This is a genomic window from Nioella sp. MMSF_3534 (genome assembly GCF_030732985.1).
Lineage (GTDB): Bacteria > Pseudomonadota > Alphaproteobacteria > Rhodobacterales > Rhodobacteraceae > Nioella.
Window position 1 is genome coordinate 1 of sequence record NZ_JASHJX010000087.1, and the last position, 6,999, is coordinate 6,999.

The following is a 6,999-nucleotide window of genomic DNA, read 5'->3' on the forward strand; positions in this document are numbered from 1 at the left end:
GTCGACCGGGGAACGCGCCTCGTCAAGCCCCTGCGGGGCCCTCCTCGGCGCGTGCTGCCGCGGATGCGTGGAGAGGACGACGCCGGTTTCCGGGCTTTGCGCGTGTTGCGCGGGCGGGACGCCTCCGGCGGAGGTATTTGGGCCAAGATGAAAAGGCCGCCTGCGGGGTGCGGGCGGCCTTCTTGCGTGTGGTGTGTCGGCGGTTTTAGCCGATGATCGCGTTCAGCGTGGCCGAGGGGCGCATGACGGCGGCCTTCTTTTCCACCGAGGGCTTGTAGTAGCCGCCGATATCGGCTGCTGGTCCTTGCGCGGCCTTGAGTTCCGCCAGGATCGCCGCTTCGCCGTCGGCCAGGGCCTTGGCTACGGGGGCGAAATGGGCGGCGAGATCGGCGTCGTCGGTCTGGGCCGCCAGCGCCTCGGCCCAGTAGCGGGCGAACCAGTAGTGGCTGTCGCGGTTGTCGGGCTCGCCCACCTTGCGGGACGGGCTGCGGTTGTCGTCGAGGATGCCCTGCGTGGCGGCCTCGGCGGCGCGGCCCAGGACACCGGCCTTGGCGTTGCCGCGGCTGTCGGCGAGAAAGTTGAGGCTCTCGCCAAGGGCGCAGAATTCCCCCATCGAGTCCCACCGCAGGTGGTTTTCCTCGACCAGTTGCTGCACGTGTTTGGGCGCAGAGCCGCCCGCGCCGGTCTCAAAGAGCCCGCCGCCATTCATGAGCCCCACGATGGACAGCATCTTGGCCGAGGTGCCCAGTTCCAGGATCGGGAAGAGGTCGGTCAGGTAGTCGCGCAGCACGTTGCCGGTGATGGCGATGGTGTTCTCGCCCTTGGTGATGGTTTCCAGCGAGGCGCGGGTGGCCTCGCGGGGGGCCATGATCTCGAACTTGTCGGCGACGCCTGCGGCCTCAAGCGCGGGCTGCACGTATTTGATCAGCTCGGCGTCATGGGCGCGGTTTGCATCGAGCCAGAAGATCGACCGGTAGCCCGTGAGGCGCTGACGGTCGATGGAGAGCTGGATCCAGTTCTCGATCGGGGCCTTCTTGACGGTGCAGGCGCGCCAGATGTCACCGGCTTCCACCTCGTGGGCATGCAGCGTCTCGCCATTTGCCAGCACGATGCGGATGGTGCCGTCGGCGGGCGCCTCGAAGGTGGTGGGGTGAGAGCCGTATTCCTCGGCCTTCTGCGCCATCAGGCCGAGGTTCTGAACGGTGCCTGCGGTGGCGGGGTTCAGGGCGCCATTGGCTTTGAAGAAGCTGATCGTCTCGTCATAGACGGGCGCATAACAATTGTCGGGGATGACGCAGTTGGTGTCAGCCTCGTTGCCATCAGGGCCCCAGCCCTTGCCGCCTGCGCGGATGAGTGCGGGCATGGAGGCGTCGATGATGACGTCGGAGGGCACGTGCAGGTTGGTGATGCCCTTGTCGGAATTCACCATATACATCGGCGGGCGGTCTGCCGTGGCGGCCTCGATGGCGGCCATGATCTCCGCGTTGTCCGCGACACGGGCCAGCACGTCGCCGAGGCCCGAGTTGGGGTTCACGCCGAGCGCGGCCAGCTCTTCACCAAACTGGTCGAACACGGGCGCGAGCCAGGCTTTGACCGCATGGCCGAAGATGATCGGGTCAGAGACCTTCATCATCGTGGCTTTCATGTGCAGCGAGAAGAGCGTGCCATCGGCCTTGGTGTCCTCGATGGCATCAGTGAGGAAGGCGGAGAGTGCCTTGACCGACATGAAGGTCGCGTCGACGACTTCGCCTTCAATGAGTGGCCAGTTGTCCTTCAGCGTGGTGACGGAACCATCTTTGCCCACGAATTCGATCTTGGCGGCCCCGGCCTGCGCGGCGGTTAGCGTGGCCGAGACCTCATTGGCGTAGAAATCATTGCCGGGCATGGACGAGACCTTGGTCTTGCTGTCGGCGGACCATTTGCCCATGCGGTGCGGGTTCTTCTGGGCGAAGTTCTTGACGGCGGCTGCGGCGCGGCGGTCGGAATTGCCTTCGCGCAGGACCGGGTTCACGGCCGAGCCCTTGATCGTGTCGTACTTGGCGCGGACGGCTTTTTCTTCGTCGGTCGCGGGGGCCTCGGGGTAGTCGGGCAGGGCGTAGCCTTGTGCCTGAAGCTCCTTCACGGCGGCGACGAGCTGCGGGACCGAGGCCGACACGTTCGGCAGCTTGATCACGTTCGCTTCGGGCGTTTTCACCAGCTGGCCCAGTTCGGCCAGATCGTCGGACTGGCGTTGATCTTCGGACAGATATTCGGGGAAGGTCGCCAGGATGCGGCCGGCCAGCGAAATGTCCTTGGTGCCGACGGTCACGCCAGCGGCATCCGCGAATTTGCGGATGATCGGCAGGAACGAGGCCGAGGCCAGTTCGGGCGCTTCGTCTACAATGGTATACACAATGTCAGGTTGTTTTTGATCTGCCATGTTCCGTTCCCTTTTTCAAAGTTCCGAGGGGGTCTGGGGGCCTTGCGGCGCTGGCCATTGCGGTGCGCGTCGGCAGGTCCCCGGGAGTCGCCGTGGTTGCTTTCGCCGCTGGCCTAAATCAGGCGCGGGGAATGATCAACAGGACAAAGGCGCGCGTCTGCGACGCAACCGGCCCGCGTCAGGTGACGCGCGACCGGGTCTGGTATTCGGGCGCTTCATAGGCGCGGGTCTCGATCACCTCTTCGAGGATCTCAGCGGCGCGGATCACGTCGGCCTCATCCAGATAGAGCGGTGTAAAGCCGAAGCGCATGATGTTCGGAGCGCGGAAATCGCCGATCACGCCACGCGCGACAAGCGCCTGCATGGCGGCGTAACCGTGTTCGAACGCGAAGGAGACCTGGCTGCCGCGCGTTGCTGGATCGGCGGGGGAGGCGAGGCGCAACTCGGGGCAGCGTACGGTCACTTCACGGATGAAGCACTCCGACAGGGCCAGCGAGGCCCTGCGCAGGTCATCCATGTCGACCCCGTCCCACGCCTTCAGCGCCTCTTGCAAGACGGCCAGTTGCAGGATCGGCGGCGTGCCGACGCGCAGTCGCTCGGTGGCCATGGCGGGGCGGTAGCCCAGTTCCATGGCGAAGGGCGCGTCATGGCCGAGCCAGCCGGAGAGCGCCGGTTGCACCCCTTCGATGATGTCGGGGCGGGCGTAGATGAAGGCAGGCGCGCCGGGGCCGCCGTTGAGGTATTTGTAGCTGCATCCGACCGCGAATTCGGCGTTCGACCCGGCCATGTCGACCGGCACCGCCCCCGCCGAATGAGCAAGATCCCAGATCATCACGGCACCCATGGCATGGGCCTTTTCGGTGATGGCGTTCATGTCGTGCATCCGGCCGGATCGGTAATCCACATGGGTCAGCATGACGACAGCAACGTCCTCGGTGATCGCGTCGGCCACATCCTCGGGCGCAGGCGTGCGCAACTCATACCCCTTGTCGATGGTGCCGATCAGCCCCTGCGCCATGTAGAGATCGGAGGGGAAGTTGCCGTTATCCGACAGGATCACGCGGCGGTCAGGGCGCATCTTCAGCGCGGCGGCAAGCGCCTGATAAACCTTGATCGAGAGCGTATCGCCGGTGGCAACGGACCCCGCAGGCGCGCCGATCAGCTGCCCGATTCGGTCGCCCACCACGCGGGGCAGGTCCATCCAGCCCGCCACGTTCCACGCGCGGATCAGCTGCTGACCCCATTCCTGCTCGATCACTTCCGTGGCGCGTTTGGCGGCGCCCTTGGGCAGCACGCCAAGCGAGTTGCCGTCGAGGTAGATCACCCCCTCGGGAATCTCGAACAGGTCCTTGCGGGGCAGGGGTACACCCATCTTACAGCTCTCCTCTCACATGCCAGAGCTCCGGGAACAGTTCCACTTCCAGCATCCGGCGCAGATATTGCACGCCCGAGGTGCCGCCGGTACCCCGTTTGAAGCCGATGACGCGTTCCACGGTGGTCACGTGGTTGAAGCGCCAGCGGCGGAAATAATCCTCCAGGTCCACCAGCTTTTCGCCAAGCTCGTAGAGTGTCCAGTAGCGGTCTGTATCCTCATAGACCGATTTCCAGCGCGCCTGAATGTCCGGGCGGGCATTATGCGGCGTGTCGAGCTGCGGGGCTGGCTCGGGGTCCGGTCCGTCCACCTGCGCGAAAAGCAGCGTGACGACCTCATCGTAGAAACTGGGGCGGGCAAGCTCGGCCTCCAGCATCTCGGCTACGCCGGGCACATGGGCGTGCGGTTTGACCATGTTGGGGTTGCGGTTGCCCAGGACGAACTCGATCAGGCGGTACTGGTAGGACTGAAAGCCGGAGGACGGCCCGAGCGTCTTGCGAAAGCGCGTGTAGTCGGCGGGCGTCATCGTGCGCAGCACGTCCCAGGCGCTGTTGAGTTGCTCGAATATGCGGGAAACGCGCGCAAGCATCTTGAACATCTGCGACATTTGTCCCGCATGCAAAGCATTGCGCGCCGCAGAGAGTTCATGGATTGCCAGTTTCATCCACAGCTCGCTGGTCTGGTGCTGGATGATGAACAACATCTCGTCATGGGCATCCGACAGCGGGTGCTGCTGCTGCAGGATCCCGTCGAGATGCAGGTAATCGCCATAGGACATGGCGGCGCGAAAATCCATCTGCGCGCCGTCGCTGCCGGGGTTGAAAGGTTGGTCGCCCATGGCGGACCTCCTTGGAACGTGGTGATGCGAGTCTCCCTGCAATGGACCCTATGGCCGCCCTGATTTTGTTTCAAGCTTAAAATAGTTGAGCTAGCCCCGCCGCACGGCGGAGGGTGCCAAGCCGAACTCGCGGCGAAAGGCGCGGGTCATGGCACTGGCATCGCCATAGCCGCAGCGGGTGGCGATCTCGGCCACGGAAAGCGTCGTGCGCTCGGCCAGCAGCCGTGCCTGTCTCAACCGAAGCGCCGTGTAGACAGCGCGGGGCGACATGCCGGTTTCGCGCGCGAAATGCGCCTCAAGCCCCCGTTGGCTGAGCGACAGCCGCGCAGCGATCTCGCCCACGGGCAGGGGTGTTTCGATATTGCGGCGCATGATCGACACGGCGGCCTGCACCAGCCGGTCGCGGGGCAGGCGGGTCAGAGGATCGGCGCGCGGGTCGGCCTCGCCATGCATGAACAGCGCCGCCACCTCCAGCCGCAACATTGCCCCGTGATGGGCGTCGATCAGGTGCAGCATCAGCTCGAATGTCGTGGTAGTGCCGCCGCAGGTGATGCGGTTGCCGTCGATGACGAAGCGATCTTCGGTCACCGTCACATCGGGGAAGCGTTCGGCCAGCGTGTCCATCTCGTCCCAGTGGATCGTCGCCCGCCGCCCGTCGAGCAGCCCCGCCGCCGCCATCAGGTAACTGCCGGTATCGAGGCCCACAATGGTCCGAAACCGCCCCGCCGCCGCCCGCAGGGCGCGGGCAAGCGCCGGGGTGGCGTGGCGTTCGAAGTCATAGCTCGGCATCACCAGCAGGTAGTCGCCGCCCGGATGATCCGAGAGCCGCGCCTGCGGCTGCACCGTGAGGCCCGAGGAAGACGCCACACCCGCCCCGTCGAGGCTGAGGAACTGCCAGTCATACAGAGCCCTGCGCGACAGCATGTTGGCCCCGCGCAGGGGTTCCACCGCATTGGCGAGGCAGTGGTTGGAGAAGGACGGAAACAGCAGCACGCCGATGCTGCGGGGCGGCGTAATCTGTTGCGGATTCTGCATGGTCATCGGCTAATTCTGCATGATCGTCCAATGCGCATCTTCCATAGTCGGGCCAGCAGGACAAGGGAGAAGGCCCATGAATTTCGGTCTGACCGATGAACAGGAGATGATCGTCTCCACCGTGCGCAGCTTCGTGGAGAAGGAAATCTACCCCCATGAGGACGAGGTGGAGCGCACTGGCGAAGTGCCGAAAGAGGTGGCCGACGAGATCAAGCGCAAGACGATCGAACTGGGGTTCTACGCCTGCAACTTCCCCGAGGAAGTGGGCGGCGCGGGACTGAACCATCTGGAATTTGCCCTGGTGGAGCGGGAGTTGGGGCGCGGGTCCATGGCGCTCAACCATTTCTTCGGGCGGCCGCAAAACATCCTGATGGCCTGCGAGGGCGACCAGAAGGAACGCTACCTGCTGCCCGCTGTGCGCGGTGAGCGGATGGACGCGCTGGCGATGACCGAACCGGGGGCTGGGTCGGACGTGCGGGGGATGAAATGTTCCGCCGTGCGCGATGGCGGCGATTGGGTCGTGAACGGCACCAAGCATTTCATCTCAGGCGCGGATCATGCGGATTTCATCATCGTCTTCATCGCCACCGGCGAAGACATGACGCCCAAGGGTCCCAAGAAGCGAATCACGGCGTTTCTGGTGGACCGGGGCACGCCCGGCTTCACCATCCGCGACGGCTACAAATCCGTCAGCCACCGCGGCTACAAGAACATGGTGCTGGAATTCGACGATTGCCGCCTGCCCGATGCGCAGGTTCTGGGCGAGGTCGATGGCGGGTTCGAGGTGATGAACACCTGGCTCTATGCCACGCGGATCACGGTCGCCACGATGAGCGTGGGCCGCGCGCGGCGGGTCTTCGACTATGCGCTGAACTACGCGGCGGAACGCGAGCAGTTCGGGCAGCAGATTGCGAAATTCCAAGGCGTCAGCTTTCAGATCGCCGACATGATCACCGAGATCGACGCGGCGGATCTGCTGACGCTGAATTCCGCGTGGCGGCTCGATCAGGGGCTGCCCGCGAACCGGGAGATTGCCTCGGCCAAGGTCTATGCCACCGAGATGCTGGCGCGGGTGACGGACGCGGCGTTGCAGATCTATGGCGGTATGGGGCTGATGAGCGATTACCCGATCGAGCGGTTCTGGCGCGATGCGCGGGTGGAACGGATCTGGGACGGTACCAGCGAGATTCAGCGCCATATCATCAGCCGCGAGCTGTTCCGGCCATTGGGCGCATGATGAGGGGGATTTCGCCGCACGTCGCGCGTCGATCCGGGGGGGGGGGGGGGGGGGGGGGGGGGGGGGGGGGGGGGGGGGGGGGGGGGGGGGGGGGGGGG

5 protein-coding genes are annotated in these 6,999 nt (G+C 65.1%); 1 reads left to right on the top strand and 4 read right to left on the bottom strand.

All coding sequences use genetic code 11. The features are described from left to right. Positions 1–205 precede the first annotated feature (205 nt). From RBB16_RS20260 to RBB16_RS20275, 4 genes are all read right to left on the bottom strand, one after another. Positions 206–2,419, bottom strand: coding sequence for an NADP-dependent isocitrate dehydrogenase (locus tag RBB16_RS20260; RefSeq protein WP_306047844.1), 2,214 nt, complete (start codon positions 2,417–2,419; stop codon positions 206–208). Between the two features lie 178 nt (positions 2,420–2,597). Next, complete coding sequence (gene kynU, locus RBB16_RS20265) at positions 2,598–3,791, bottom strand: kynureninase (protein ID WP_306047845.1); 1,194 nt, start codon at positions 3,789–3,791, stop codon at positions 2,598–2,600. Between the two features lies 1 nt (position 3,792). Further along, positions 3,793–4,629: a tryptophan 2,3-dioxygenase gene (locus RBB16_RS20270; RefSeq protein WP_306047846.1), complete on the bottom strand. Its 837-nt coding sequence runs from the start codon at positions 4,627–4,629 to the stop codon at positions 3,793–3,795. A gap of 90 nt (positions 4,630–4,719) precedes the next feature. Next, a complete protein-coding gene (locus tag RBB16_RS20275) occupies positions 4,720–5,670 on the bottom strand; it encodes a GlxA family transcriptional regulator (protein WP_371931273.1) in 951 nt (316 codons plus the stop codon). Between the two features lie 70 nt (positions 5,671–5,740). On the opposite strand from RBB16_RS20275, the gene RBB16_RS20280 reads away from it, so the two are divergent. Continuing rightward, on the top strand, positions 5,741–6,901 hold the full coding sequence (locus RBB16_RS20280; protein ID WP_306047847.1) for an acyl-CoA dehydrogenase family protein: 1,161 nt from the start codon (positions 5,741–5,743) through the stop codon (positions 6,899–6,901). Positions 6,902–6,999: the final 98 nt, after the last annotated feature.

Excerpts from the sequence above, each read along its gene's own strand:
- RBB16_RS20280 (WP_306047847.1), top strand. The coding sequence starts at position 5,741 with ATGAATTTCGGTCTGACCGATGAACAGGAGATGATCGTCTCCACCGTG.
- kynU (WP_306047845.1), bottom strand. The coding sequence starts at position 3,791 with ATGGGTGTACCCCTGCCCCGCAAGGACCTGTTCGAGATTCCCGAGGGG.
- RBB16_RS20275 (WP_371931273.1), bottom strand. The coding sequence starts at position 5,670 with ATGACCATGCAGAATCCGCAACAGATTACGCCGCCCCGCAGCATCGGC.
- RBB16_RS20260 (WP_306047844.1), bottom strand. The coding sequence starts at position 2,419 with ATGGCAGATCAAAAACAACCTGACATTGTGTATACCATTGTAGACGAA.
- RBB16_RS20270 (WP_306047846.1), bottom strand. The coding sequence starts at position 4,629 with ATGGGCGACCAACCTTTCAACCCCGGCAGCGACGGCGCGCAGATGGAT.